This is a genomic window from Pseudarthrobacter sp. NIBRBAC000502770 (assembly GCF_006517815.1).
Lineage (GTDB): Bacteria > Actinomycetota > Actinomycetes > Actinomycetales > Micrococcaceae > Arthrobacter > Arthrobacter niigatensis.
In genome coordinates, this window is the sequence record NZ_CP041198.1 from 369,340 (window position 1) to 394,954 (window position 25,615).

A 25,615-nucleotide genomic window follows, 5' to 3' on the forward strand; every position below is an offset into this window, starting at 1 on the left:
CCAGTCCGTGCCAAGCTTGTCCAAGCCCGTGCGCGGGCCCCGCTTGGCGGTCACTTTGGAACGGCGGCCCCGGTCACGGGTGGCGGACGCCGTTCCCTGCCATAACGTCCCTGTACCCTTCGCGGAACGTCGGAAACGCGAAGGTGAACCCCGTGCTGCGGAGCAACTCGTTCCGGCACCGTTTGTTGCCCCCACGGGCCGGCCCGGCATCGCCAACGCGGGGTGAGGGGAGGCCCAGTTGGGCCGCCAGGAAACGCAGCACGCTTCCCAGGTCGGCCGGATCGTTGTCCACGCCGATGTAGACGGGGCCCGGTGCGGCTGCCTTCCCGGCAAGATGCACGATGGCAGCCGCGGCGTCGTCGCGGTGGATCCTGTTGGTGTAGCGAACGTCCTCAGGGACCACGGCAGAGCCCGCCTTCACCTGGTCAATCAGGCGCGTCCGGCCCGGCCCGTAGATGCCTCCCAGCCTGAGCGAGACGCCGGCTGTGCGGCTCCCCGAGAGCCTGGCCTGCAGGAGTCCCTCGGCTTCCAACAACACCCGCCCGGAAAATCCGCCGGGCTCCGGTGGGGTGTTTTCGTCCACCCAACCGCCACCCGCATCGCCGTAAACAGCAGTGGAGGAGACAAAGATGACCCGCTCCGGCGTCACCTTGTCCCGGTCCAGCGCATCAAGAACGTTTGCCACCCCGCGTACATACGCAGACCGGTATGCCTCCTCCGTAGGGGAGTCCGCAGCAACAGCGATGACGACGGCGGTGGTGTCCGCGGGGACGGGCGGCAGGTCCGTCGAGTCCAGATCAGCCGCGGCGCCTTCAATGGCTGCCGGCAGTTTCGTGGGGGAGCGGCGCCAGCCCACCACGCGGTGGCCCAGGGCAGCAAACCGCAGCCCCGCCTCGGTGCCCAGGTCCCCGCACCCCGCCAGGAGAACCGTCATGGCCTACGGTGCCTCCACCGGGAAGAACACGCGGGGATCTTGCAGCAGCGCAGGATAGGCGAATGCAGAGCGGTCGATGATCTCGGTGACTTCGAAATTCCTGCCAAAACGGCCGTCGGCCAGGGTAATGGGACGCCCCACCACCTGGCCCACGGCAAACCTGGCCCCGTTTTCGAAGGGGACAGCAACCGGAGTCTTGCCCGGAAGGGTGCGGAACGCCTCCTCCTGCGCCTGGCGTTTGCGGGTGGGCTTCTTCGCCTGGGGCCTGGGCGGCGCTTTCTTCGGCGGACGCGACGGCCGCCGCGAGCCGTCCTCGACGTAGACGGGCGAATAGCCGTCGTCCCCGGCGGACATCGCGGCCGCGGCTGCAGCGCTCCGGTTCACGGGCGGGAGCGCCACAGTGGAAAGGGACTGGGGATCGACGTCGTCATGCGGTTCGCGAAGGATCCACAGCAGGTCCCCTTCCGGCTCCTGCGGCAGGAATTCGTGCCGGGGTTCGGGCCAGAGGTAGTCCATTTCGGGAATTGCATCCGGGAAGACAGGAGCATAGAACTTGGGTTCCTTGTGCACCAACTTTGAGCGGTGGCTCAGGTGGAAGTCAGGGTCTCCGAGCCATGGCGGCATCACGATTTTGGCGGCGTAGTCGGGGTGCCCGGCCTGCGGCGCGAACTCTGCGATGTTCGTTCGTGTGTTGTCCGGGTGGCCGCGTTCGAGCCATTCGTCCACCATGGCCAGTCCGTACATGGTGAGGGCGGGCACGTGGCCCATCCACATCCGGATGGCGGGGTGGGTCTGCCAGCCGTACCCGGGAATCACCAAGGCACGGAGGGTTTGCAGGGCTTCGACCCGCTGCTTGCCCAGCCGTGCGGTGTCCAGGGCTTTGGCGCTTTCGCGGAAGTCAGGGTACGGGAGGAAGGTTTGCATCTATTCAGTCTGACGGCATGCGGCGGATGTTCCAATTACAGTGCCCAGGACCACTTGGGGCATGACGGTGTGTCCAAATAATGGACACCTGCATACGGCTCCCAGCTTGACCCACTAAGATCACCGCAACCACCCCCGCGTTTTGGAAGCTCTCTCATGACATCTACACCTGACAAAGCCGTCGACCACGCCCGAGCCGCACTGCCCCGCTACGGACAGATGTTGGGGCCGGAAGCCCAGGGAATCCTGGTTCTCGACGAGTTCACAATCGATCCTGCCACGGCGCGCAAGGATCAGCACCGGTTCCGCGACGGCATGGCTGCCGTTGCCAGGACGGTCCGCCGCATTGCTGCCCTCAGGGTGGTCATTGCCCTCGTGGCCATCGGAAACCTGCCCCTCTTCCTGCTCTCCAGCGGCTGGTGGATCTATGGCGTTTCGCTGACCCTCGTGGTTGCAGTGCACGCCGCCGTGACGCTGCTCAACCGGCACGAGCCGCGGCTCAAGCAACGGTCCGCCCTGGAACTGCACATGCACCGGGAACGCAGCGCCAACTACCGTCAGCTGCGGGACGCCGTGAAGTACATGATCGACACCCCCAGCCGCATGAACGAGCACCTCTACTTGGAGCTGCTGGCCGTGAAGCGGGTGGCACTGAACCTTGCGCATGGCACTGTCGCCTTGCTGGACACCAGTGACGAGTCCGCCTGGAAAGTTCGAATCGTCCGCGAGCTCCCCGCCAGCTGACCGTCCGGACCCGGCCGCCCACGGCGGCAGGGCTTAGCGGTTAAAGTACGACGCCGGCACATCCCTCGTGGGGGTGTGCCGGCGTCGTACTTTGGTCAACGGAATTTGTCTATCGCCGACCTGCCTGTGTCGCCTTGGAAAGGCGGTGCGGCCAAAGCCGCTGGTGAAGCGTCCGCTGGTGCTACGCGGGAAGCTGGATGACCTGTCCCGCGAACACGAGGTTCGGATCCGAGATGGTGTCCAGGTTGGCGTCGGCAAGGTGCTGCCACCCACCCTGGATGCCCAGCTTCTGCGCAACGATGCTCAGGGTGTCCCCGGCCTGCAGGGTGTACGTCTCGCCGCTGAGCGGAACCGAGGTTGCGTGCCGCGGCGCGGGGGCCTGCCTGACCGGAGCGTTCTGGACCGGCGCGCTCTTAGCCTGGGTGCTCTGCACCGGTACGCTCTGGACCGGTGCTCCGCCGCCGCCGCTCAGTCCCAGCTGCGACGAGCAGGACGGCCAGGCACCCCAGCCCTGGGAAGCCTGAACCCGCTCGGCTACAGCGATTTGCTGTTCACGGCTGGCGTTTTCGGGGGAGCCCGTTCCGCCATACGCGGACCAGGTGCTGGAGGTGAACTGCAGGCCACCGGAGAAGCCGTTGCCCGTGTTGGTGGACCAGTTGCCACCGCTCTCGCACTGCGCGAGTGCGTCCCACGTGGACGTGGGGGTAGCTGCGTTGGCCGCCGTGGCGGAAAGGGCCAAACCTGCCGCGGAGACGGCGGCCAGGGTGACTCCGCGGCGCGCGGCAGTACGGAATTTGGTGTTTTTCATGATGGTGATGCTCCTGAAGGCCACCAGCGCTGGTTCCGTCCCCGGAGATCGTCGCGCCACTGCCCGCCCCTGACGAATAGAGGTCACTGTCGGTGGCTGCCGCTGGGCAGTTCTGGTGAAGGCAGCACCGGGCAATCAAGTCGCCCGCCGAACGGGCATGTATTTCACGCTAAGACATCGTCTGGGCGTTATCAAATCGAGATTCCGCCGGCGCGCTGGGGATGGGCCCTCGCATAGGTAGCCACCACCGCGCCGGTGTGCGTTCAGGAGCGCGGGCGGACTGCCTCCGCGAGTGCGGACGGGCGCGAATCGCGCGGGGGCACTATTCTGTCCCGATGGACAACTTTTCCGGCGGCAGCGCCATGCCCGAAACCGAGACGGACTCCGTGGAACCCGCGGTACCCGCCAAGCCCCTTCCGGTGGCCGAACTTCACCTGCACATCGAAGGCACGCTGCAGCCCGAACTCATCTTTGCCCTGGCTGAACGCAACGGCATTGAACTGCCCTACTCGGGCCTGGACGAGCTCCGCGAAAAGTATGAGTTCACCGATCTGCAGTCCTTCCTGGACCTCTACTACGCCAACATGGCCGTGCTGCGCACCGAGCAGGACTTCGCGGACATGACGCGGGCGTACCTTGAACGGGCTGCCGCCGCGGGCGTCCGGCACGCGGAGATCATGATGGACCCGCAGGCGCACCTCTCCCGCGGGATTTCCTTGGAGGCGTGCGTCAGCGGTGTCGCCTCGGTGCTGGCAACCTCGGAGGACGAATTCGGCATCTCCACCATCCTCATTGCGGCGTTCCTGCGTGACCTGCCGGAGGAGTCAGCGCTGGAAGTCCTGGACCAGCTGCTGGCCATGGATGCCCCCATCGGCGCCATTGGGCTGGACTCGGCAGAGGTGGGAAACCCGCCCTCCAAGTTTGAGCGGCTGTACGCGAAAGCGCGTGAAGCAGGCCTGCGGCTGACGGCGCACGCAGGGGAGGAGGGCCCGGCGTCGTACATTTACGAAGCCCTGGACATCCTGGGTGTGGAGCGGATCGACCATGGCATCCGCTGCATGGATGATCCGGAGCTGGTGGAGCGTCTGGTGGACGCGCGCGTTCCGTTGACGGTGTGCCCACTGTCCAACGTCCGGCTCCGTGCCGTTGACACCCTCGCTGACCATCCGTTGCCCGCCATGCTGGCCGCAGGACTAAACGTGTCAGTCAACTCAGACGATCCCGCCTACTTTGGCGGCTACGTGGATGACAACTTTGCCCAGCTCACCGCGGTGTTCGAGCTGTCCGATTTCGACAAGGCGCGGCTGGCAGCGAACTCCATCCACTCTTCCTTCGCAACGGAGGAGCGGAAGGCGGAGCTGGTGGCGGAATTGAACGGCAGGGAAGTAGCCGACTGACAGCTGCGGTACCGGGCGCAACAGCCGGTCTTTCCGCCCGGTAAACTAGGTGCCGCAGGCGTGTCTGGGGAGTGCAGGGCAGCACCCGTGTCAGCGCTTGAGGGTTATGCAGACAGCCCTTACCCGAGACCTCCGCCTCACTTGCGGCACCATCCGCTTCATAGTCGGTCACGACACGCAGAGTTAACCAATTAAAGTCGCGCGATTTAATGGGCAGTTGGCAAGATGCCTAAGACCGATCGCTTTTATATAAGGGGAATCATGGCCAAGTCCACCGCAGAAAACACCTACCTTCGACTCAAGACCGTCCTGGATGTCCTGACCGAAGGCGTGTGGTCCGGCGATGCACTGAATGCGGGCCAGGTCCTGGCGGAAGCAACCGCCCGGGTACCGTTCAACGACCATGAGTCCGAGCTCCTCAGCGGCGGAATCCCGCGCGGACACAAGACCCTCACCTCGGCCACCGCCAAACTGGTCAAGGCGGGCTGGCTGGTTAAGGGCCGCTCGGGCTGGACCATCACCGAGGACGGTATGCGGGCCACGGTCGCCTTCCCTGATGCGGACTCCTTCGCGGCCGCGCTCGACGCCGGCACTCCCGTCCCTGCCGACACCCCGGTTCCCACGGCTCCCGCAGGTTTCGTCCGGCCGGTCTCCGCCGCTGCGGCAACACTGGAGGTTCCGGCGAAGGCGGAGGCTCCGAAGAAGACCACCCGCAAAGCCTCCGCCAAGAAGGCGGCCTCCGTTGTGGGCAAGGCAGCCAAGGCACTCGAGGACGCCGTTGAGCCCGTGGTTGCAGCCGTCCGCAAGAAGGCCCCTGCGAAGGACACGGCCGGAACGCGTGCTGCCGCCGAGCCGCTGGAGGGCCCTGACGTCGAAACGCTGCCGCAGCCCGAGGCCGTGGCACTGGCCGGCGATTTCAACACCATCCTGGGTGCGCCGGAGAACTGGGCACCGCAGTACGACGAAGCACAGATGGAATTCGACTTCCTGGACCAGCTGTGGAAGAAGAGCGCCGAACTGCCGGCAGGCTACTACACGTTCAAGATCGCCCTTAACCGCTCCTGGACCGAGAACTACGGTGCCTTCGGCACCTTCGACGGACCCAACCACGAGCTGCACCACACCGGCGGCACGGTCACCATCCGTTACAACCACGCCACCCGCGATATCACCATCAACTAACCGGCCTGCAACCCCTTCTTGGGTCGCAGGCGCCCGTCCCATGGCATTACGGCGGCGGTCACTGCGACCCGATGGGGGCAGCACGGTTTGGGAGAGGAACAGCATGGGCAGGCACGCAGGGTCTCCGCACGATCCAGCGCGGGGCGGTTCTGCGCAGGACACTGTCAGGCTGGACGCCAGGGTCTTCGGCATGGTCCAGGGTGTGGGTTTCCGCTACTGGACCATGGGCACGGCGGAGGAGCTTGGATTGTCAGGTGAGGTAAGCAACCTCGACGACGGTTCAGTTCGGGTGATTGCCGAAGGCGCCGAACCGCAGGTCAAGAAACTGCTGGACTGGCTCAAATCGGACCGGACCCCCGGCCGGGTGGAGCGGGTCGAGTCTGACTTTTCAGCTGCCCGGGGGACTTTCAACAGATTCCGGGCCCACTGACCGGCGCTTGCCGCAGGTGCGGCTACTCCCGCGGGCTGAGCCCGATGAAGGCACCGAGTTCCTCCAGCGCCGCTGGCTTGTGCGGCATATAGCTGGTGAGCTCGGGGGAGCGGACAATCACGGCACGCCATTGTCCGCGCGACACGGCCACATTGATGCGGTTCCGGTTCAGCAGGAACTCAGCTCCACGCGGAGCCTCAGCCACTGCCGAACAGGCCATGGAAACCAGCACCACCGGAGCTTCCTGGCCCTGGAACTTGTCCACCGTGCCCAGCCGCACCTCCGGCAGCCCTGCCTCGGCCAAATGTTTGCGGATCAGATGGACCTGCGCGTTGTAGGCAGCGACCACCAGCAGGTCCTGCTGCTCGAGCGGGCGGGACTCAGAGTCCGCGCCCGGCGTCCATTTCAGGCCGAGATGGCGGCGCGCCTGCCGGACCACTTCCTCTGCTTCTTCCCGCGAGGCAGTGGCATTGCCGCTGTGATCAACGAAGACCGTTTCCACTCCAGGCGGCAGCCCCTCGAGCTGGCGAAGCGATGCAGCAGGAGCAGAGTGCAGCTTTCCTTCATAGCTGAGGTTGGATACCGCCCGGCACAGGTCCGGATGCATCCGCCAGGTATCTGCCAGGAAATACCCGAGGCTTGAAGGCAGGGTGGCGTGGCCGGCGGCCAGCCAGCCCAGCGCTGACTCATCCACGGGTTCGGGGTGCGTGCCCTGGGTGACCTGCGGAAGCTGTTGCGGGTCGCCCAGCAGGAGCAGCCGCTTGGCTGCCACAGAGACCGCCAGGGTGTTGGCGAGGGAGAACTGGCCCGCCTCGTCAATGACCAGCAGATCCAGTGACCCGGACGGGACTTCCTTGCCCGTCATAGTCCAGGCAGTGCCGCCGACCAGGCAGCCGGAAGGCGACTCAAGGAGGCGGGCCACGTCGCCTTCCGATGTGAGGCCCCAGGGAACGTGATGTGGCGCGGCCAATTTCTTGGCCACCGCGTGCGGATCCACTCCGCCGGTTTCGATGGCTCGGCAGAGCAGGTTTTCCACCACGTTGTGCGACTGCGCCACCACGCCAACCTTCCATCCGCGGGCCACGAGCCTGGCGATAACGTGGGCGCCTACGAAGGTCTTGCCTGTCCCCGGCGGGCCCTGGACGGCCAGGTAGGAGTGGTCCAAATCCTGCAAGGACTCCGTAATGGCCCCGGCGTAGTCGGCAGCGCCATCCCCGCCGTGCAGCACCTCCGCGGGACCCGGCCTGGAACGAAAACGCGGTGGCAGTTTGCGTAGGATGTCCAGGCCCGGCTGGGCTGGAAGGACCGGGGCAGAAGCCCCCACCGTCCGGGCTATTTCCGCGATGGCTGCTTCAATACTGGCGGTGGCCAGGGGCTGGTCCTCGGTCAGGGCCACGGGCAGTTGCGGGTAGGCGCCCACCTTTCCGGTCTCCCGCTCCGCAATGGTGACCAGGTGTTCCGGGCTGTCCGGCGCCGCCTCAAGCTCACTGATCCTGGTCCCGAACGTGAAAGCCCTTGTTCGGGGCGCGGCCTGCGGGTCAGCCATCCCATCAGGCCCGGGTGCGTCATACAGCTGGCACCAGCTGGAGCCGGGGCGGAAATCGGAACCCTCTGCCATAGTGCCCCGGAGCTTCAGGACGCGCGTGCGCATCCGTTCCCGGGGCTTGGCCAGAGCCCAGTCTGAGACCACTTCCGCGGAGGACACGATGAACACGTTCCGTTGGTCGGCCCAGGTGTCCAGTGGCGCCTCGACCCGGTCGAAGTGTTGCCACCAAAACTGCTTGCGCTCCCGCCGGTGGTATCCGGTGGCGGCTGCCACCATGGCGAGGGCCCTCTCATCATCGGTCCAGGGCCGGTCATCGGGAAGGCTGGCCAAGTACTCCCGCAGCTGCGTCTCTTCCTGGGTTTCCCCGGGCCCCCGCCTGACGCCGTCCTCGCCTTCCCCTCCGGCGGCCATCACTTCCATGGGTGGCCCGTTGGCGGCGACCGCTCCGCCACCGGTTCCGTCTTTCTGCGCCCGCGGTGCGATTTCGAGCAGCCAGTCCCGGAGCCGAAGGGTGGAGAGGCAGTCGTAGTGGTTGTAGTCGGAGATGGAAGCCAGGATTGTGGCGGCTTCCTCATGCCGTCCGGCGTCACGCGCGGCGCAGTAGGCGGCGTAGGCCACCACGGAGGCGCCGGCATCCTTGACGTCGCCGGACCGAAGGTTGTCTCCCATGTAGAGCGGTTCGAGCTTCTTGATGGAGTAGGAGGCCTCTGAGATGCGGATCGAGTGCCGGACGGTGGCATACAGGTCCACCAGCAGGCCCTGCCTCAGCCAGTCATCCACCGTGTCCTCGCCGGCCTGGTGGGCCAGGGACAGGTTCCGCAACGCAGTTTTTTCGTAGGCAGCGTAGTGGTAGACATGCATGTCCGGGTAGACGGCACGGCGTTTCTCGACGTACTCCAGGAAATCCAGGAAGGCGCGGCGTTCCCCGGACCGGGAGTGCGCCCAGAACGGCCGGAACACCGGGTCACCGGCGGCACCCGGCACCGGAGCTTCGACGACGCCAAAGAGGTACTCGATGCCCCACGCGCCCGTGGCCGGATCCTGCCATAGCGGATCGCCCTCGAAGTCGAAGAAGATGTCACCGTCGCTGGGGGCAGGAAGCGAGCCGATGGCATTGTCCGGCAGCACGCTGAAAGACACTGTATGCGGCTGTCCATCCTTCGTGAACGTCCGGGACCCTGCGGTTTGATCCAGGCCGAGCTGCATCCGCGCCTGGGCACGGAGCCTGGCCACCGAGTTCCTTGCCTCGCCGGCTGGCATCGCAGCCAGTTCGTCGATGGTGGTGATGCCGGTCCCGTGCAGTTTCCGCCGCTGGACCACCGACATGCCCGCCACCATCAGGAGATCCCTGTGGAGCTGCACCTGTTCCGCGCAGTAGTCGCAGCGTCCGCAGTGCACGACGCCGGGCTGTTGCCACTCCACTGTGCCGTAACCGGCGCGGTGGCTGGTTGTGAGGTGGCGGAAGCGCCGGCGTCGTTCCCGGAAGACGGGCAGCAGGTCCGGCAGCGAATGGCTGCTCCGCAGCCAGTCCTCACCTACCCGCGTTCCAAGGACCAGCGTGACGACGGGGGAGGGGTCCAACCCCATCCCCAGGAGTTGATCGCCGTAGGCGGCCAGCTGCAGCAGTGCCCCAACTTTGGCGTGACGGGCAAGTTTGGTGTCCCAAACCTCGTAGCGGCCCGGGTTGCCGGTGCCCGCAGCCTCGTTGACCAGGAAGTCGGCGTAGCCGAGGAACTCGCCGTCGAAAAACGTCGCCTGAAAGACCACATCTGCTCCGGAGCGGAGGGCGAGCTCGGTTTCCGCGTGCTTTGCCTGCAGCTCCCCGCGCAGGTTCTGGCCACGTTCGAGGGAGTAGACCCCTGCGCCGCGGCTCGCGTCCCACTTACCGTACTGGGCCACCAGGCTGGCGAGCACGGTCTGCTCGTGTTGGTCGCCCAACTCGCCGGCGCGCTTCTGCATCTCGTCAGTTGGGAACTCTGCCTTGGGAGCACGGCCCAGCTTTTCGTCCAGGATCCGGAGCGTGCGGTACTCACATTCGGAGGCCGCCACAAGGTCGCTGGCGGAGAAGACCAGGTCCGGCGGCGCGTCGGACCCGGCATGATGACCGGCAGCGTCCAGCAGAAACACGGGGCCTCCCCAACTGTTTGCGGGCCCGGAGTCGGTTCCCCCGGCCTGGAATCAAACCTAGCAAGCGGGACTGACAAACACTCCTGTAAGCCTTGGGACGATTCAGATCAGGCACATTTCAAGGTCCCGAACTGGGCCGGTAACCTCAGCCCTCGGCCGCGGCGGCCCGCACCTGGGCCTTGTCGTGCTCGTCATGGGCTTTCCGGATCAGGTCCATGAACTCGGTTTCATGGCGGACCAGCCGCTTGTACTTCTCGGGAAGCTTCCGGATCTGGTCCTCCTCACGGACCATCTTGGCGAAGATCTTGTCCCGCTCCGCCATGTCCGTTTCGTAGTTGAGGTCCACGTACTCGGTGGCGTGCCGCCTCGCCCCCGATACCGCGTTCTTGGCCTTGCCCTTGGGGCTGAAGACCGAAGCGAGGATGGTCACCACCAGCACCCCGAGGATCACGCTGAGTGACAGGCCGGTGCTGACTTCCACCACGTTGACATGCCCGCCGTCGTTAATGAAGGGCAGCGTGTTTTCGTGCAGGGCGTGCAGGATGAGCTTCACGCCGATGAACCCCAGGATGGCGGCAAGGCCGTAGGAGAGGAAGATCAGCCGGTCCAGCAGGCCGTCGATCAGGAAGAACAGCTGCCGCAGGCCCATCAGCGAGAACGCCGTGGCAGTGAAGACAACAAAGACGTTCTGGGTCAGCCCGAAAATTGCCGGGATGGAGTCCAGGGCAAACAGGATGTCAGTACCGCCGATGGCCACCATGACCAGCAGCATAGGCGTCAGGACCCGCTTGCCGTTCTCCACCGTGAACAGTTTGTCGCCATCGTAATGTTCCGAGGCGGGCAGCAGTTTCTTGGCGAGCCGGACCACCAGCCCGTCGGAGTCGTCGTCGTGGTCGTCCGGTTTGAGCAGGTTTCCCGCCGTAACCAGCAGGATGAGCCCAAAGATGTAAAACACCCAGGCGAAGCTGTTGATCAGCGCCGCACCCAGGAAGATGAAGGCCGTACGGGCAATAAGGGAGAAGACGATGCCGAAGAGCAGCACCTTCTGCTGGTCAGCCCGCGGCACCTTGAAGCTGGCCATGATGATCAGGAACACGAAAAGGTTGTCCACGGACAGGGCCTTCTCCGTGACGTAGCCGGCGAAGTACTCGGTGCCCATGTCGGATCCGCCGAACACAAGCACAACCAGCCCAAAGAGCACCGCGATGGTCACGTAGATGGCGGACCAGGTGGCTGATTCCTTGAGTGAGGGGGTGTGGGCCTTACGGACGTGGAAGAAAAAGTCGAAGGCCAGCAGCGCAACGATCGCCGCGATGGTCAGGGTCCAGGCATAAGCAGGTACGTCCACGCGGCGGGCCTTTCGTTGGGGTGTACCCCCAGCCTACCTAAGCGGGTTTCAGCAGCTGGTGCTCCACGACGGCTGCCCTGGACAGCGTTTTGTACCCTTCCTGCTCGAAGAGCACCGTGATGACATCGTCCTCGTGCCGCATCACCAGGCCGGGGCCCCAGTCCTTATGGACCACCGTGGACTGCAGCGGGAAAGGCTCGCCGGCAGCGGACGCCGGCGCGCCGCCGTCGGACTCCTTCGCCGCCGCCTGGTTGGCGGCTTCAGCACACCCGTCACAATTGCCGCAGGGGTCCGGCAGGTCCTCGCCAAAGTAGCCGAGCAGGAACTTCCGGCGGCAGCCGTCCGTCTCGGCGTAGGCGCGCATCATGGTCAGCCGCGACTGGTCAACCCGCTGCCGGGCTTCGGCCAGCTCGACGGCGTCACCCACCAACGCGGGCAGCTTGGCTTTGGACGTGAGCCGCACCCCGCGCTTCCCGGTGCTGACGGCATCGATTTCCTCCAGCTGGTTCACAAGGGACGTGATGCGCCGGGCCTTGAACCCCGTCAACTCCGCAAGGGAGGACTTGGGCGTGGGTGCATGGGCGGCCTTGAGGACCTTCAGGACGGCAAGGAGAGACCCGGGGTCGGGGGAGTGGGTGCCGAAGAATTTCCGCAGGCCAAGGTCCTCTGACCGGTAGTGCAGGACGGCTGAGGCGGGTGCGCCGTCCCTGCCTGCCCGTCCGATCTCCTGGTAGTAGGAGTCCAGCGATTCCGGGATGTCAGCGTGCACCACGAAGCGCACGTTGGGCTTGTCGATTCCCATGCCGAACGCGGTGGTGGCCACCACCACGTCCAGCGCGTCGTTCAGGAACAGCTCGTGGATGCGTTCCCGGTCCCCGGCGGACCGGCCCGCATGGTACGCCTCGGCACGCAGCCCCTCCGCGACCAGTTTGGCGGCGTATTTCTCCGTGTCCTTCCGGGTGGCGGCGTAGAGGAGCCCATGCCCTTTGCGTGCCAGGCCAGCGACCTGCACCAGCACGGCTTTGCGCTTGTCCTTGTCTTCGTGGTGCCGGACCACGTCGAGGCTGATGTTGGGCCGGTCGAACCCATGCACCAGCACCAAGGGCTTGTTCATACCAAGCCGCTCCATAATCTCGTCCCGGACCGGAGGGGAAGCCGTAGCTGTCAGGGCAGCCACGGGCGGGTTCCCCAGCTGCGCGCGGACATGTCCGAGCGCCAGGTAGTCGGGCCGGAAGTCGTGTCCCCAGGAGGAGACGCAGTGTGCCTCATCCACGACGAACAGCGTGATGTCCAGTGCCTTGATACGGTCCACGGTTGCCTGCTTGGCCAGCTGTTCCGGGGCGAGGAACAGGAACACGGCCGAGCCTTCCCCGGCAGCGCGCCAGGCATCCTCGATTTCGGCATCGCTGTGTGAGGAATTGATGGCTACGGCGGCATCCGGTCCGAGGAGCTGGGACAGGCCGTCCAGCTGGTCCTCCTGCAGGGCAATCAGCGGTGAAACCACGACGGCGGGACGTCCCGTTGCCTTGTGCAGGTGCAGTGCTGCGACCTGGTAGATCGCTGATTTGCCGTAGCCGGTGGGCATGACGGCCAGGACATCGCGGCCTTCCGCGAGCGCGGCCATGCCGGAAAGCTGCCCGTCCCGAAGGTCCGGCAGGTTGAAGGAGGAAGCAGCAAGGGCCCGAAGGGCAGGTTCGTCGGACATGGAACTGGGCTCCGCACAGAAGGAAACTGCGGCCGCTTGCTTCAGCCGTAGGAACCACCCTACGCCAGCCCCGCCCCGCCGTCGTAAACCATTGCAGCGGCCGGCCGTGCGTGCTTCCCTGGCTACGTGTCGATAGAGGACATGTTGGGGTAGCGGGCACCGGCAGTGGACCCCGCGGGTGCCAGCTCGTCCAGGAGTTGGAGCTCGTCCTGGGTCAGCTCCACGTCCACGGCGCCGAGGTTCTCGTGCAGGCGTTCGCGTTTCTTGGTACCGGGGATCGGCACGATGTGTTCGCCCTGTGCCAGCAGCCAGGCGAGGGCCAGCTGGCCGGGAGTGCACTGTTTCCGGTCCGCCAGCTCCTTGACGCGGTCCACGAGTTCCAGGTTCCGTGTGAAGTTCTCCCCCTGGAAGCGGGGGGAGTGCCTGCGGAAATCGTCCTCGGCGAAGTCGTCCACGCTGCGGATCTGGCCGGTGAGGAAACCACGGCCCAGGGGACTGTACGGCACGAAACCGATGCCCAGCTCCGCGAGTACGGGGAACACCTTGGTCTCGGGCTCCCGCTCCCACAGCGAGTACTCCGTCTGCAGCGCGGTGATCGGGTGCACGGCGTGGGCCCGCCGGATGGTTTCCGCGGATGCTTCGGAGAGGCCCAGGAAGCGGACCTTCCCGGCCTGGACCAGTTCCGCCATGGCGCCCACCGTGTCCTCGATGGGAACCGTCTTGTCCACCCGGTGCTGGTAGTAGAGATCGATGTGGTCCACCCCCAGCCGCTGCAGGCTGGCGTCGCAAGCGGACCGGACGTAGTCGGGCCGGCCGTTGATGCCCACCCAGGAACCGTCCTCGCGGCGTTCATTGCCGAATTTAGTGGCGAGCACAACGTCTCCGCGGCGTCCTGCAATGGCGCTGCCCACAAGTTTCTCGTTGGTGAAGGGGCCGTACATGTCGGCCGTGTCCAGCAGCGATCCGCCGGCGTCCAGGAACTCGTGGATCGTGGCCACCGACTCCTGCTCGTCACCGGTGCCGTAGAACTCGCTCATGCCCATGCAGCCAAGGCCAAGGGCGGAGACTGTCAGTTGTCCAATAGTGCGCGTTTTCATGCCGTTCTCCTCAACGGTAGAACTTGCCTGGGAACCGGCCGTCCTGCATGTGCGGAGCCGGTTGGTACAGCGTACGCCGCGAATAAGAGTTACCCGTTGGAAGCCCCCGGCAAACAAGGGGCACTTACCCCTAGACCGCTCTGGGGGCCATGCCTAGACTGGGCGGATCCCCACCCCGGGAACCGGTACTTGACCACGACAAACATCAGGATGCACCAACCGGCCAGGACTGTTCCCCACGCGGGATGTCTCACCTACCCAGATCACGGCCGTCCCACCGGACGCCTGACTACAGGAGCGATAGATGACAGGGAACAAAGCCGTTGCCTACAAAGAAGCCGGCAAGGTCGAAGTAATTGACATTGATTATCCAACGTTCGAGCTCAAAGACGGCCCCGGGGTCAACCCCGCCAACGTGGGACGCCCGGTCAACCACGGGGTCATCCTCAAGACCGTGGCCACCAACATCTGCGGATCGGACCAGCACATGGTCCGCGGCCGCACCACAGCCCCGCCCAACCTTGTGCTGGGCCATGAGATCACCGGCGAAGTGGTGGAGGTGGGCCGCGACGTCGAGTTCATCAAGGTGGGCGACCTCTGTTCCGTGCCGTTCAACATCGCCTGCGGACGCTGCCGGAACTGCAAGGAACGCAAGACCGGCATCTGCCTGAACGTGAACCCAGACCGGCCGGGCAGTGCCTACGGCTACGTGGACATGGGCGGCTGGGTGGGAGGCCAGGCCAACTACGTGCTGGTCCCGTATGCAGACTGGAACCTGCTGAAGTTCCCGGACAAGGACAAGGCCATGGAGAAGATCCTGGACCTTGCCATGCTCTCGGATATCTTCCCCACCGGGTTCCATGGTGCGGTCACAGCCGGTGTCGGCGTTGGGTCCACCGTATACGTGGCCGGTGCCGGTCCTGTTGGCCTCGCAGCGGCCACCAGCGCGCACCTGCTGGGTGCCGCCGTCGTGATTGTGGGCGACATGAACGAGGGCCGGCTGGCGCAGGCACGCAGCTTCGGCTGCGAGACTGTGGACCTTTCCAAGGGTGACCCGAAGGATCAGATCGAGCAGATCCTCGGCGTCCCGGAGGTGGACTGCGGCGTGGACGCCGTCGGTTTCGAAGCGAAGGGCCACGGCCATGACGCCAAGGAGGCACCGGCGACCGTCCTGAACTCCCTGATGGAGCTCACGGCCGCCGGCGGAGCGCTCGGCATCCCCGGCCTGTACGTCACCGGTGATCCGGGCGGCATTGATGACGCCGCCAAGAAGGGTGCGCTGTCGCTGAGCCTGGGCACGGGCTGGGCCAAGTCCCTTAGCTTCACTACGGGCCAGTGCCCGGTCATGAAGTACAACCGGCAGCTGATGATGGCCATCCTGAATGACCGGGTCAACATCGCCAAGAACGTCAACGCCAAGGCGATTCCGCTGGAGGAGGCACCGAAGGGCTACGCGGAGTTCGACGCGGGCGCAGCCACCAAGTACGTCCTGAACCCGAACGGCTACCTGAGCTGACGCGGCGGCGGGCGGGGGTGTCGCGATAGACCGCCGGTTGCGGAAATAAGTGGTGCCCCGTGCAGGTTAGGCTTTGCACGGGTCAGCACCATCCGCAACCGAAGGAGTTCCCTTGAGCGACATCACCGTCCGCCACAACCCCGGGCGCGAACGCTTCGAGATTCTTGATGCCGGCAATGTGATCGGCAAGGCGGCGTACAAGGAGTACGACGGCGGGGAGTCGCCGCAGCGGATTTTCTACCACACCGTCATCAACGAGGAATACGGCGGCCAGGGCCTGGCCGGCCGCTTGGCCACGGTTGCCTTGGACAGCACGGTGGAGGAGGGCATCGGCGTCGTCCCGGTGTGCCCCTTCATCAAGAAGTTCCTGGCCAAGCACCCTGAATACCTGGCCAGCGTGGTGACCGTGGCCCCTGCGCACCTGGAATTCCTGGACACGGCGCTCGCCGCGCGCACCCGGGGTTAGGTTTCGACCCAAAATTTGTTACCGAACCGGAGACTCCCTGGTGCGGCCGGCATTCAGGCGGCGCCAGGGAAATTGCGCGTCGGCAAAGATTCGGCGGGTCGCCGGAACGGCCCGGCGGAACGTCCGGCAAGCCTTCAGGAAGCTCCCAAATTCCGGTGATTTAATCAGCATCTGTCAGCGCGGCACACCCCCACGCTGACGTTGTTTGAAATTGCCGAAGCGGACCAGGAGCCCTTGTATGTCCATGCACCCCATGGTGCCCAAACCCGGCCGCGATGCTCCGCCGCCGGTGCCGGGCAAGCCGCCGGCTCCGGGTACGCCGTCAGCCGGCAGGCGGCAGGGGCATAAGAGGCTGCTCATCCTGGCTGTCGCCTTGGTGCTGGTGATCATCGGCACCGTGACCCTCGCGGTGGTCCGGTCGGAGCCGCCCTCGGGCGCCGTAGTTCCCACGCAGCCCGCGGTTCCCGCCTCACCGGTGGCGGCCGCCCCGCCGTCGTTGCAGGACAGCGTGGACAACATCCTTGGTGAAGCGGACCAGTACCGGATCGGGCTGGCGCTCGCCGACGTGTCCGGCGGTGCTGAACGGACGTTTGGCGATGCGGACACCTTCACGGCGGCCAGCACGGCCAAGATCCTGACCGCCGCCGCCTACTACCACCTGGTGGAGAACGGCCAGGCGAGCCTGGACGATCCCATGGGCGACTACGATGCGGCGTTCCAGCTCAAGGCCATGGTCAACGACAGCAGTAACGATTCCTGGCTGCTCCTGATGGATGCCGTCGGCTACCCGCAACTCATTGCCTACGCGGCGTCAATCGGGGTCACCTACGATCCCGAACAGAACATGCTGACCGCGGCGGACATGGCCCTGATCCTCAAGAAGCTGTATGCGGGGGAACTCCTGGACAAGGACAACACGGAGCAGCTGCTGGGCTACATGCAGGACACCAACAACGAGGACCTCATACCCGCAGGATCACGTTCCGGAGTGGACGTCTACCACAAGTACGGGGAGGTGGGCGGGGAACTGCACGATGCAGCGCTCCTGAGCTACCGCGGCTCCACTTTCGCACTGGTCATCTACACCGAGAACCCGGAAGGCGTGCCGGATGACGGGCAGGCCGAGGTGATCCGGGACCTCACCAGGGCCGTCGAGGACGCGCTGTTCCCGGTGGGACTGACCGCCAAGTAGCCAACGCCACACCACGATTAGCGTCCGCCAAGTCGTTCCCGGCGCCTGCTGTGGGCCAGACTGTTACCGTGAGCAACCAACCCAGGACTGCCCTGGCCGTCGCCGGACTCAGTCTGGGCACGGCACTGAACCCGCTGAATTCCTCCATGATCGCCGTGGCCCTGGTGGTGCTGCGTGCCGACTTTGGGCTCGACGTCGCGGCCGTCACCTGGGTGGTCACATCCTTCTATCTGGCCTCTGCCGCCGGCCAGCCGGTGATGGGCAGGCTGGCGGACCGGTTCGGCCCGCGGCGGATGTTCCTGCTGGGCATGGGACTGGTGGCCATCACGTGTGCGCTGGCTCCGCTGGCCCCCAACTTCGCGCTCCTCTGCGTCGCGCGTGCGGTCATGGCCCTCGGCACGGCCACCGCGTATCCGAGTGCGGTAGTGATGGTGGGCACGCTGGCACACCAGGCAAACGTGGAGGCGGCGCGCCCCCTGGGGCGGCTGCAGATGGCCAACACGTCGGCCGCCGCTGTGGGTCCCGTGGTAGGTGGTTTGCTGGTGGGTTTTGTGGGCTGGGAGTCGCTGTTCCTGGTCAACGTGCCGTTGTCCCTGGCGGCGCTGCTGATCGTCGCGAGGGCGGCACCGCCGGACAAGGCCAGGGAACGCGGCAGCGTGGCCGAGCTGGTGCGGGACTCGGATCTCCCGGGCATCGCAGGTTTCATCGGCGCGCTGTTGCTGGTCATGATGGCGGCGCTGAACGTGGCACCGGACTACCGCTGGCCGATGCTGGCTGGCGGAACCGTGCTCGCAGCGCTGTTCGCCTGGCGCGAGCTGCGCTTCGCCAAGCCCTTCCTGGACCTGCGGCTGCTGGGCCGGAACCGGCCGCTGATGCTGGTGTACCTGGCCTTCGCCGTATTCAGCAGCGTTTACTACTTCGTTTTCTTTGGCCTCCCGCAGCTGCTCCAGGAGGCCGGCGGCTACGACCCAGGCGTGGTGGGCCTGCTGATGCTGCCCCTCGCCGGGATGTCGGTCGTAGCCACCCCATGGGCGGTTGCGGCGATGGGACGGTTCGGTGTCCGGCGGGTGTTGCTGGCCGGCGTCGTCCTTTTGACGGTGGTGGCGGCGCTTATGTGGGTACTGACCGGCACCCTGGCCATCCCCTTCGTGGTGGTCCTGACAGCCCTGATGGGCATCCCCTACGGAACCGTGGGCATCGCCTCCAACCAGGGCATGTTCGTCTCGACGCGGCCGCAGGACCGGGGCGTCGCGGCCGGCATCTACCAGACCTGCCGCTATGTGGGTGCCATCACCGCGACCGTGATGATCGGGGTTTTCGCGTCCGGCGGGGTGCACCAGGACAGCTGGATGCGGATGGTCCTGGCCATGCTGGTGCTGTGCGTGGTGACGTTCGGGATTTCCGTATTCTGGCGGCAGCAAAAGGCCTAGCCCGCCCGCCGGGGCGGGTCAGGTGTAGAGCAGGGAGCCCGGCGTGGTGAGCTTCTCGCCGGTTTCCAGCCACGTCTTCAGGCCGGAGAGGATCATCGGCCAGCCGCCGTAGAGCTGTTCGTTGGCGCCCTCCCGCAGGTCGCTGTGCGTGACGGTGAGGTGGCAGGAATCGCCCACCGGTTCGATCTCCCAGGTGATCTTCGATGTGCCTTCGGCCTTGACGTCCTCGCCCCAGAGGGCCCGCATGGTCTGCACCAGCCGCCGCGGCGGGTCGACTTCCAGGTTTTCGCCTTCGCCGAGGATCTGCCCGGCCTTGGGGTTGCCCATTTCGAAGCGGCCGCCGGGCGTCCAGTCAGACTGCAGTGTGTTGCCGAACTGGTATTTGCTGCGGATGTCGCTGTCCGTGATGGCTTCCCAGAGCCGTTCGGGCGTGGTCTTAATGTAAATCTCGAAGATCTTTTCCATGGGACTTTCCAATCTGGATTTGAGGTCGCTGAGGGCAGCGGCCCATGGTTCTGCGTATTTGCTGACCCAGCGGTCGTGGACCAGGCGGATGGGGACGGGATTGAGGAAATGAAGCTTTTCCCGCCCGCGACGGCGGGCCACCACCAGGCCTGCGTCCTCCAGGATGCGGAGGTGCTTGGCGATCCCGAACCGGCTCATGCTGAACCGTGCCTCAAGCGCACTCAGGCTCTGGCCGTCCTCGCGGAACAGTTCGTCGAGCAGGTCCCGGCGGGTGGGGTCGGAGAGTGCTTTGAACACGTCGTCCATGACTCCCATGATAGGTGACCATATGGTCACCTATCAAGGGTTTTCAGTTGTGGGACGCCAGGTTGCGGCCGCGTTCCTCGAATACCTCGTCGCCGGGGCCGGTAAAGGCCCTCGACCGCTCCACGGCCTCCACCGATCCGGTGAACAGCTGCGATTCGTGCGGGTCCGCGTGCGCCCCTGCTGCCCCGGGCCCAGCCAGCCCCCGCAACGGTGCCTTGCGCCGGGTGGCCGTGCCGGCGTCGTCCGCTGCCTGCTCCCAGCGCTGGTGCGGCAGCGCCTGCGGATGGTCCTGCTGGAGGAACGTCACCATGGTTTCGCGGACCAGGCAGCGCAGGTCGAACAGCGCTGCACTGTCCGCCGCGCTGACCAGGATGCGGATCCGGACAAAGCCTCCGGTGGCATCGGTGATCTGCAGGACGCCCACGCGCCCGTCCCACAGTTCGGTGCCGGCCAGGACGCGGCGCAGTTCGGTGCACATGTCCTCAACGGGGGCGCGCCAGTCGAGGTCGAACTCCACGGTGCCCATTACCTCGGACTGGCGGCGGGTCCAGTTCTCGAACGGGGTGGTGGTGAAGTACGTGGACGGCAGGATCAGCCGGCGGTCGTCCCACAGGTGCACCACCACATAGGTGAGGGTGATCTCCTCGATCCGCCCCCACTCCTTCTGGACCACCACCACGTCATCCACACGGATGGCATCGGTGAACGCGAGCTGCATCCCGGCGAAGACATTCACCAGTGAGGTCTGCGCGGCGAGGCCCGCCACGATGGAGATCACACCCGCAGACGCCAGAAGCCCGGCACCCAGCGCCTGAATCGCGGGGAACGTCAGCATGGCGGTGCCGACGGCGAGCACCACCACCAGTGCCACGGCGATCCGGCGGGCCAGGATCACCTGGGTGCGCAGCCGCCGCGCCCTCCTGTTGTCCGCCACGTCCACGCTGTGCCGGTTCAGCACCACCGCCTCCACGATCAGCAGGACCGCGATTGCAAGCCACGCGAACGAACCGATCATGGCAAGCAGCAGGAGATGGTCGACGCCGGCGTGCCAGCTTTCACCGCCGGCTGTCAGGCCCAGCGCGGCCCGGACGCCCACCAGGCACAGTGCCAGCCGCAGCGGCTGGCGGGCCACCCGGGAGGTGGCCTGCAGCTCGGGCCGTTTCCGGTTCAGCTTCAGGACGATCTTGCGGAGCAGCCATGACAGGGTGAGTCCGGCCGGCACGGCCAGGGCCATGGCGATGAAGGGCAGGGCGGGGTTCAGGACATCGAGCATCCTTTAACGTCTATCAAGCCTTTGCCGGGGCTCCGAATTCGGGTACCTGCGTGCGTGTCCAGTCCGGGGCGACAGCGGCCGCCGTGGACGGTGGCCCCGGAGGAGTTACGGACCGAAGGGCAGCAGGAGCAGGGCCACCAATGCAGGGACGGTTGCCGCGACCGTTCCCGGCACGCTGTCCCACTTCCGGGGATAGTGCCCCTGGAGGTCTGCGAGCAGCATGGTGGGCGCCGTGAGGACCATGTTGGCGCAGCAGTAGACCACCAGCGTGTAGCCCACCACCAGCTGGCCGGAGTTGGCCGCGACCACGCCTGCGAGCACGCCCAGCGCGACCAGCAGGTTCCGGTACCCGGTGGGGATGGCCCACATCATCACGGCGGGGACATTCTCCGGCGGCGTACTCAGGAATTTCTGCGCCCACCTGTTGCGGCGGAGGAGGAAGCTCTCCACCGGAAAGACGAAGATATAGATGACCGCGGCCATCACCGCGAAGATCTGCGACACGGTGTTCATGCTCGAAGAGTAGGCCCGGCCTCACCGGTGCTCCATCCCCTCCCCAGGGGATTTCCGGCCGGCCCCGACCGGAAGAATCCGGCGCCCCGGTGCACGAACGCGGGTAGCCTTGGGCTCATGCAGAAGATATCGATCGACGCGCTGGCCCGGCAGCAGCTCGAGGCGGCGGTCACCTCCAGCAACGGGCGCGCCGCGGACACGGTCTATGGCGGCCACGAGAAGGTCCTCCGGCAGACGGTCATGGCCATGAAGGCCGGAACCCAGTTGAGCGAGCACCAGAACCCTGGCGACGCCACGGTCTTCGTGATCCAGGGCTGCGTCAGCCTCAGGGCCGGCGGCGAGTCGTGGCAGGGCAAAGCCGGCGACCTGTTGATTGTCCCGCCCGGCCTGCACAGCCTCCACGCCGAGGAGGATTCGACGTTCCTGTTCACGGTGGCCAAGTACCGTACCTGAGCCGTGTGGCCCGGACGGACGACGGCGGCTGCCGGGCTTCCCCCAGCGGAAGTCCGGCAGCCGCCGTCGTGCCTTGACGTATGGCCCTTATCCGCGGAACTACGCCTGCGGGGCGTAGGCCTTGGGCAGCTTCAAACCGCGCTCGTCCATGACCGCGCGCAGGCGGGTGGGGTAATCGGTGATGATGCCGTCCACTCCCTGGTCCATCAGGCGCTCCATGTCCGTGGCCTTGTTGACGGTCCACGGGATGACGGCGAGGCCCAGCTGGTGTGCCTCGGCAATCATCTGGGGTGTGACGGAGCTGAACGTGGGGGAGATGACGTTGTACCCCTGGGCGGCTGCAGCCTTGGCAAGGGAGCCGCCGTAGGCGTCGATGTCGATGCCGCCCAGCTCGGGCGCGGCACCCGGCTGGCCCACCTGCATCCACTTGTCCCCGCTGGAAAGCGCAACGAGCGTCAGCTCCGGTGCCAGTTCCTTGGTGAGGTTCAGCGAGGACCAGTCGAAGGACTGGATGGTGGTGCGGTCCGCGGCGCCGGAGGCTTCGACTTCTGCCACCACGGCTTTGGTCAGCGCCACCATGCCTTCGCCGCCGGCCTTCCCGTCCTCCACCTTGGTCTCCACGTTGAAGCGGACCTTTTTGGCGTTGTACTGTTCCGCCACCTGGTAGACGTCCTTGAGCTCGGCGATGCGGTTCCCTTCGACCACCTCCTGCCCGGGGAAGCCGGGCAGCTGCATGAAGCCGCAGTTGAGGGTCTTGACCTGGGCCAGGGACAGTTCGGCCACACGGCGGCCGACGTACGGGAACTCGGGATCACCGGCGGTGGCCGGGGCGGTATCGACGCATTTGTTGGCCTGGATGGTGTCGTCATGCCACACGATGATCTTCCCGTCCTCGGTGAGGTGGGTGTCCAGTTCCAGGGTGCTGACGCCGAGCTTCAGGGAGTTGCCGAACGCCGCCAGCGACTCCTCGGTCCACTCGCCGCGGCCGCCGCGGTGCGCCTGGAGGTCGAAGGAGCCGTTGCGCTCGTTCGTCTTGATGGCGGAGGTGGCGGTGCCGGCAGCGTTCGACGACGGCGTTCCGGCCTCGGCGGTTTCGGCGGCGAAGGCGGCGCCCGGCGAGGCGATGGCGGCGGCGAGCAGTGCGGCGGTTGCCGCAGCGGTCAGGGCTGTGCGCATGGGGATGGTTCCTCCTGGGTGACGGGTTCCGGCGGCGCCGGGTGACCCGCCAACGGTAGGCCGGACAGGTTGCCCCCGAGGTTCACGCAGTTGGAGGGGAGGTTAACGCCAGGTTCTGCTGTGCCCAGGGATCAGGCGGGGTCCTTGACTTTGTCGGAGACCGGCCGGGGTTCCAGCCAGATGCGTTCCCGCGGGCCGGGCGGGTACGCGTACCTCTTGCCGGCGAGCGTGATGGCGAACGCGGCAACCACCGGGACTGCCGCCGCGGCCGGAACCAGCAGCGGGCCGCCGACCACCAGGGCTGCCGAGCCGTAAAGCGCGCCGATGGTGATGCCCAGCTGGATGGTCAGGACCGTGAGCCCGTTCGCAGCCTCGCTGTACTCCCCGCCGGCCCGGAGGATCGCCGACTGGTTGTAGATGCCGATGGCGCCCAGGCCTGCACCCCAGATGGTCATCAGTATCAGGGCCACTGGCAGGTTCCCAACGGCGAGCGGCAGGAGGAACATCGATAAGGCGATGGCCGCCGTCGTGATCAGCAGCGAACGGCGGGGCCGCGAATCCACGGTGAGGCCCGCGATCCAAATGCCCAGCAGGCCGGACCCGCCCAGCACCGTCAGCGAGAGGCTGGTGGCGTAGTCCGGGAGGTTCGCCTCGCGGATGAAGGGCGCAATGTAGGTGAACAGGGCGAAGTGCGCCAGGACCAGCAGAGGCCACGCGATGGCAACGGACTTCACGCCCGGCTGGCCGATCGCCTTGCGCAGGGACGGCCGGGCAGCATCGGAAATGCGCTGGACGCGGGGAAGCAGCCAGAACGCGAGGACCGTCAGGACCACGCCGAAGCCCGCGAGAACCAGGAACGCGGCGCGCCAGCCCAGGAATCCGCCCAGGGCAGTCCCCACCGGTGCACCGATGGCCAGGCCCAGGCTGTTGCCGCTGAAGACGATTGCCAGGGCTTTGCCCACTTTGTCTGCCGGCACCACGCGGGATACGAATGGCGCCATGGTGGTCCAGAGCAGCCCGTGCGCCAGACCGCCCACCAGCCGGGCGATCATCGCCGAGGTGAAGTCCGGTGCCAGACCCACCAGTGCGTTGCTGAGCGCGAAGGTCAGCACCAACGCAACCAACAGGGCATGCCGCGGGATCTTCCCCAACAGCCGTGCCGCCGGGACCACCGTGACCACAATGACGGCGGCGTAGGCAGCGGCAAGGTAACCGGCCACCGGCTCGGAAACGCCAAGGCCGGTACTGATCTGCGGCAGCAGCCCGGACGGGAGGAGCTCGGTGGTAATGGCTGTGAAGGCGATCGTGGCCAGGACCACCATCGCGGCATAGGGAAATCGGGCAGGGGACGGCGCGGAAATCGCGGAAGACATGGGGGAGCGTCCATTCAAAGGGTGGGGTTGGAAAGCGGCTCGCTGGCCGGACAATTCCTCCCTTAAATTTACAGGATTGGACGGGCTGTCATGGACGTGACAGGGCGCCGGCGGCAGCGTGTTGCGGAGCGAAAAATCGGCGTGGGCGGTACCGGGGGATAGGTTGGTTGTGGAACTTCAACGCCCGCTGCAGCTGCGCCGGGCCCGGAACCCTGGAGACCCATGAGTACCTGCTGCCCTGCCAAACGGCACCTTCTGATGGTCGCCGCGTGACGGCCCCGCTGCGTGTCTGCCTGCCCGCCCAAAACCTGCTGGACGCACTCACGCCCATTGACGGCGTCGAGTTTGTCCTGTGGGACCTGGACGGACCCGCGCCGGAAGGCCGGCTGGACCTTCTGGTGCCGCCCTATATGGGCAACCCAACCGCGCTCGCAGCCCTGGAGGGGGTCGACGTCGGCCTGGTGCAGAGCCAGTCCATCGGGTACGACGGCGTCTCCGCAGTTCTGCCGCCAGGCATCGCCTTCGCGAATGCGGCAGGGGTGCATGAGACGTCGACGGCGGAGCTCGCCGTGGGCATGATGGTGGCCTCCCAGCGCGGTATCCCGGACTTCGTCCGCAACCAGGAAACCGGAACCTGGGACAACAGCCCGCGGCCCAGCCTGGCTGACCGGCGGGTGCTGCTGGTGGGCTACGGGGGAGTGGGGAAGGCCATCGAAGCCCGGCTCCTGCCCTTCGAAACCGAGGTCACCCGGATGGCCAGCCGCGCCCGCGAGGACGCCCACGGGACCATTTACGGAATCGACTCGCTCCACGACCAGCTGCCGTTGCACGAGATCGTGGTGGTCAGTGTTCCGTTGGGTGGGCAGACCCAGCAGCTGGTGGATGCAAAGTTCCTGGCAGCCATGCCCGACGGAGCCCTGCTGGTGAATGTGGCCCGCGGGCCCGTGGCGGACACCGACGCCCTGCTCGCCGAGACGTCAAGCGGCCGGCTGCGGGCTGCCCTGGACGTGACCGACCCGGAGCCGCTGCCTGCGCACCACCCGCTGTGGGCCACTCCGGGCGTGCTCATCACCCCGCACGTCGGTGGCGCCAGCTCGGCCATGTTCCCCCGGATGGTCCGGCTGCTCAGGAAGCAGATTGGGCTGCTGGTGGAGGGCAAGGACCCGGTCAACGTGGTCCTCCCTTAACGCGGGCGGCCCGCGGCCCTATG

22 protein-coding genes are annotated in these 25,615 nt (G+C 66.2%); 10 read left to right on the forward strand and 12 right to left on the reverse strand.

Features of this window, described 5'->3' with window-relative positions:
- Window positions 1-73 precede the first annotated feature (73 nt).
- Together NIBR502770_RS02090 and NIBR502770_RS02095 are read right to left on the reverse strand one after the other, a co-directional pair.
- Window positions 74-934, reverse strand: coding sequence for an SDR family oxidoreductase (locus NIBR502770_RS02090; RefSeq protein ID WP_141157954.1), 861 nt, complete (start codon window positions 932-934; stop codon window positions 74-76).
- A gap of 3 nt (window positions 935-937) precedes the next feature.
- Window positions 938-1,858, reverse strand: a complete 921-nt coding sequence (locus NIBR502770_RS02095; RefSeq protein ID WP_141180867.1) for an MSMEG_6728 family protein — start codon at window positions 1,856-1,858, stop codon at window positions 938-940.
- A gap of 156 nt (window positions 1,859-2,014) precedes the next feature.
- Between NIBR502770_RS02095 and NIBR502770_RS02100 the strand changes: the two genes are divergently transcribed.
- The gene (locus NIBR502770_RS02100) at window positions 2,015-2,602 is read left to right on the forward strand and encodes a hypothetical protein (RefSeq protein WP_141157952.1); all 588 of its coding nucleotides are present in this window, start codon (window positions 2,015-2,017) and stop codon (window positions 2,600-2,602) included.
- Between the two features lie 181 nt (window positions 2,603-2,783).
- Here NIBR502770_RS02100 and NIBR502770_RS02105 read toward each other — a convergent pair whose 3' ends face one another.
- Window positions 2,784-3,410 (reverse strand): transglycosylase family protein, encoded by a 627-nt coding sequence (locus tag NIBR502770_RS02105; protein WP_141180868.1) that lies wholly within the window; start codon window positions 3,408-3,410, stop codon window positions 2,784-2,786.
- A gap of 335 nt (window positions 3,411-3,745) precedes the next feature.
- Here NIBR502770_RS02105 and NIBR502770_RS02110 point away from each other — a divergent pair, with 335 nt between their 5' ends.
- The 3 genes from NIBR502770_RS02110 (at window position 3,746) to NIBR502770_RS02120 (ending at window position 6,419) form a co-directional block, all read left to right on the forward strand.
- Window positions 3,746-4,807, forward strand: coding sequence for an adenosine deaminase (locus NIBR502770_RS02110; protein WP_246857364.1), 1,062 nt, complete (start codon window positions 3,746-3,748; stop codon window positions 4,805-4,807).
- Window positions 4,808-5,068: 261 nt separating this feature from the next.
- Entirely contained in the window at window positions 5,069-5,989 is a 921-nt protein-coding gene (locus NIBR502770_RS02115; RefSeq protein ID WP_141180869.1) for a glycosidase, read from the forward strand.
- 103 nt (window positions 5,990-6,092) lie between these two features.
- Window positions 6,093-6,419, forward strand: coding sequence for an acylphosphatase (locus tag NIBR502770_RS02120; RefSeq protein WP_141180870.1), 327 nt, complete (start codon window positions 6,093-6,095; stop codon window positions 6,417-6,419).
- A 22-nt stretch (window positions 6,420-6,441) separates the two neighbouring features.
- Here the strand turns inward: NIBR502770_RS02120 and NIBR502770_RS02125 are convergent, their stop codons facing one another.
- From NIBR502770_RS02125 to NIBR502770_RS02140, 4 genes are all read right to left on the reverse strand, one after another.
- Window positions 6,442-10,092: a TM0106 family RecB-like putative nuclease gene (locus tag NIBR502770_RS02125; RefSeq protein ID WP_141180871.1), complete on the reverse strand. Its 3,651-nt coding sequence runs from the start codon at window positions 10,090-10,092 to the stop codon at window positions 6,442-6,444.
- Window positions 10,093-10,237: 145 nt separating this feature from the next.
- Entirely contained in the window at window positions 10,238-11,440 is a 1,203-nt protein-coding gene (locus tag NIBR502770_RS02130; protein WP_141180872.1) for a TerC family protein, read from the reverse strand.
- 37 nt (window positions 11,441-11,477) lie between these two features.
- Complete coding sequence (locus NIBR502770_RS02135) at window positions 11,478-13,145, reverse strand: ATP-dependent DNA helicase RecQ (RefSeq protein WP_141180873.1); 1,668 nt, start codon at window positions 13,143-13,145, stop codon at window positions 11,478-11,480.
- A gap of 122 nt (window positions 13,146-13,267) precedes the next feature.
- Complete coding sequence (locus tag NIBR502770_RS02140) at window positions 13,268-14,242, reverse strand: aldo/keto reductase (protein WP_141157945.1); 975 nt, start codon at window positions 14,240-14,242, stop codon at window positions 13,268-13,270.
- Window positions 14,243-14,546: 304 nt separating this feature from the next.
- On the opposite strand from NIBR502770_RS02140, the gene fdhA reads away from it, so the two are divergent.
- The 4 genes from fdhA (at window position 14,547) to NIBR502770_RS02160 (ending at window position 18,846) form a co-directional block, all read left to right on the forward strand.
- Window positions 14,547-15,758 (forward strand): formaldehyde dehydrogenase, glutathione-independent, encoded by a 1,212-nt coding sequence (gene fdhA / locus NIBR502770_RS02145; RefSeq protein ID WP_141157944.1) that lies wholly within the window; start codon window positions 14,547-14,549, stop codon window positions 15,756-15,758.
- 112 nt (window positions 15,759-15,870) lie between these two features.
- On the forward strand, window positions 15,871-16,224 hold the full coding sequence (locus NIBR502770_RS02150) for a GNAT family N-acetyltransferase (protein ID WP_141180874.1): 354 nt from the start codon (window positions 15,871-15,873) through the stop codon (window positions 16,222-16,224).
- Between the two features lie 238 nt (window positions 16,225-16,462).
- Complete coding sequence (locus tag NIBR502770_RS02155; RefSeq protein ID WP_141180875.1) at window positions 16,463-17,416, forward strand: serine hydrolase; 954 nt, start codon at window positions 16,463-16,465, stop codon at window positions 17,414-17,416.
- Window positions 17,417-17,484: 68 nt separating this feature from the next.
- On the forward strand, window positions 17,485-18,846 hold the full coding sequence (locus tag NIBR502770_RS02160; RefSeq protein ID WP_141180876.1) for an MFS transporter: 1,362 nt from the start codon (window positions 17,485-17,487) through the stop codon (window positions 18,844-18,846).
- An 18-nt stretch (window positions 18,847-18,864) separates the two neighbouring features.
- Here the strand turns inward: NIBR502770_RS02160 and NIBR502770_RS02165 are convergent, their stop codons facing one another.
- From NIBR502770_RS02165 to NIBR502770_RS02175, 3 genes are all read right to left on the reverse strand, one after another.
- Window positions 18,865-19,617, reverse strand: a complete 753-nt coding sequence (locus tag NIBR502770_RS02165; RefSeq protein WP_141157939.1) for a metalloregulator ArsR/SmtB family transcription factor — start codon at window positions 19,615-19,617, stop codon at window positions 18,865-18,867.
- Window positions 19,618-19,660: 43 nt separating this feature from the next.
- Window positions 19,661-20,890 carry a mechanosensitive ion channel family protein gene (locus tag NIBR502770_RS02170; protein ID WP_246857365.1) on the reverse strand — a complete coding sequence of 410 codons (1,230 nt, stop codon included), beginning with the start codon at window positions 20,888-20,890 and terminating at the stop codon, window positions 19,661-19,663.
- 105 nt (window positions 20,891-20,995) lie between these two features.
- Window positions 20,996-21,403, reverse strand: a complete 408-nt coding sequence (locus NIBR502770_RS02175; protein ID WP_141157938.1) for a DUF1304 family protein — start codon at window positions 21,401-21,403, stop codon at window positions 20,996-20,998.
- A 117-nt stretch (window positions 21,404-21,520) separates the two neighbouring features.
- Between NIBR502770_RS02175 and NIBR502770_RS02180 the strand changes: the two genes are divergently transcribed.
- On the forward strand, window positions 21,521-21,856 hold the full coding sequence (locus tag NIBR502770_RS02180) for a cupin domain-containing protein (RefSeq protein WP_141180877.1): 336 nt from the start codon (window positions 21,521-21,523) through the stop codon (window positions 21,854-21,856).
- A 99-nt stretch (window positions 21,857-21,955) separates the two neighbouring features.
- On the opposite strand, the gene NIBR502770_RS02185 is transcribed toward NIBR502770_RS02180, so the two are convergent.
- Both NIBR502770_RS02185 and NIBR502770_RS02190 read right to left on the reverse strand, forming a co-directional pair.
- Window positions 21,956-23,032, reverse strand: coding sequence for a glycerophosphodiester phosphodiesterase family protein (locus NIBR502770_RS02185; RefSeq protein WP_141180878.1), 1,077 nt, complete (start codon window positions 23,030-23,032; stop codon window positions 21,956-21,958).
- 131 nt (window positions 23,033-23,163) lie between these two features.
- A complete protein-coding gene (locus NIBR502770_RS02190) occupies window positions 23,164-24,405 on the reverse strand; it encodes an MFS transporter (RefSeq protein WP_141180879.1) in 1,242 nt (413 codons plus the stop codon).
- Between the two features lie 269 nt (window positions 24,406-24,674).
- On the opposite strand from NIBR502770_RS02190, the gene NIBR502770_RS02195 reads away from it, so the two are divergent.
- Window positions 24,675-25,592, forward strand: coding sequence for a 2-hydroxyacid dehydrogenase (locus tag NIBR502770_RS02195; RefSeq protein WP_141180880.1), 918 nt, complete (start codon window positions 24,675-24,677; stop codon window positions 25,590-25,592).
- Window positions 25,593-25,615: the final 23 nt, after the last annotated feature.

Bases quoted from the DNA above. Each gene is read 5' to 3' on its own strand.
- NIBR502770_RS02105 (WP_141180868.1), bottom strand. From the start codon at position 3,410: ATGAAAAACACCAAATTCCGTACTGCCGCGCGCCGCGGAGTCACCCTG.
- NIBR502770_RS02115 (WP_141180869.1), top strand. From the start codon at position 5,069: ATGGCCAAGTCCACCGCAGAAAACACCTACCTTCGACTCAAGACCGTC.
- NIBR502770_RS02170 (WP_246857365.1), bottom strand. From the start codon at position 20,890: ATGCTCGATGTCCTGAACCCCGCCCTGCCCTTCATCGCCATGGCCCTG.
- NIBR502770_RS02175 (WP_141157938.1), bottom strand. From the start codon at position 21,403: ATGAACACCGTGTCGCAGATCTTCGCGGTGATGGCCGCGGTCATCTAT.
- NIBR502770_RS02140 (WP_141157945.1), bottom strand. From the start codon at position 14,242: ATGAAAACGCGCACTATTGGACAACTGACAGTCTCCGCCCTTGGCCTT.
- NIBR502770_RS02165 (WP_141157939.1), bottom strand. From the start codon at position 19,617: ATGGACGACGTGTTCAAAGCACTCTCCGACCCCACCCGCCGGGACCTG.
- NIBR502770_RS02090 (WP_141157954.1), bottom strand. From the start codon at position 934: ATGACGGTTCTCCTGGCGGGGTGCGGGGACCTGGGCACCGAGGCGGGG.
- NIBR502770_RS02180 (WP_141180877.1), top strand. From the start codon at position 21,521: ATGCAGAAGATATCGATCGACGCGCTGGCCCGGCAGCAGCTCGAGGCG.
- NIBR502770_RS02185 (WP_141180878.1), bottom strand. From the start codon at position 23,032: ATGCGCACAGCCCTGACCGCTGCGGCAACCGCCGCACTGCTCGCCGCC.
- NIBR502770_RS02100 (WP_141157952.1), top strand. From the start codon at position 2,015: ATGACATCTACACCTGACAAAGCCGTCGACCACGCCCGAGCCGCACTG.
- NIBR502770_RS02110 (WP_246857364.1), top strand. From the start codon at position 3,746: ATGGACAACTTTTCCGGCGGCAGCGCCATGCCCGAAACCGAGACGGAC.
- NIBR502770_RS02135 (WP_141180873.1), bottom strand. From the start codon at position 13,145: ATGTCCGACGAACCTGCCCTTCGGGCCCTTGCTGCTTCCTCCTTCAAC.
- NIBR502770_RS02155 (WP_141180875.1), top strand. From the start codon at position 16,463: ATGTCCATGCACCCCATGGTGCCCAAACCCGGCCGCGATGCTCCGCCG.
- NIBR502770_RS02190 (WP_141180879.1), bottom strand. From the start codon at position 24,405: ATGTCTTCCGCGATTTCCGCGCCGTCCCCTGCCCGATTTCCCTATGCC.
- NIBR502770_RS02095 (WP_141180867.1), bottom strand. From the start codon at position 1,858: ATGCAAACCTTCCTCCCGTACCCTGACTTCCGCGAAAGCGCCAAAGCC.
- fdhA (WP_141157944.1), top strand. From the start codon at position 14,547: ATGACAGGGAACAAAGCCGTTGCCTACAAAGAAGCCGGCAAGGTCGAA.
- NIBR502770_RS02120 (WP_141180870.1), top strand. From the start codon at position 6,093: ATGGGCAGGCACGCAGGGTCTCCGCACGATCCAGCGCGGGGCGGTTCT.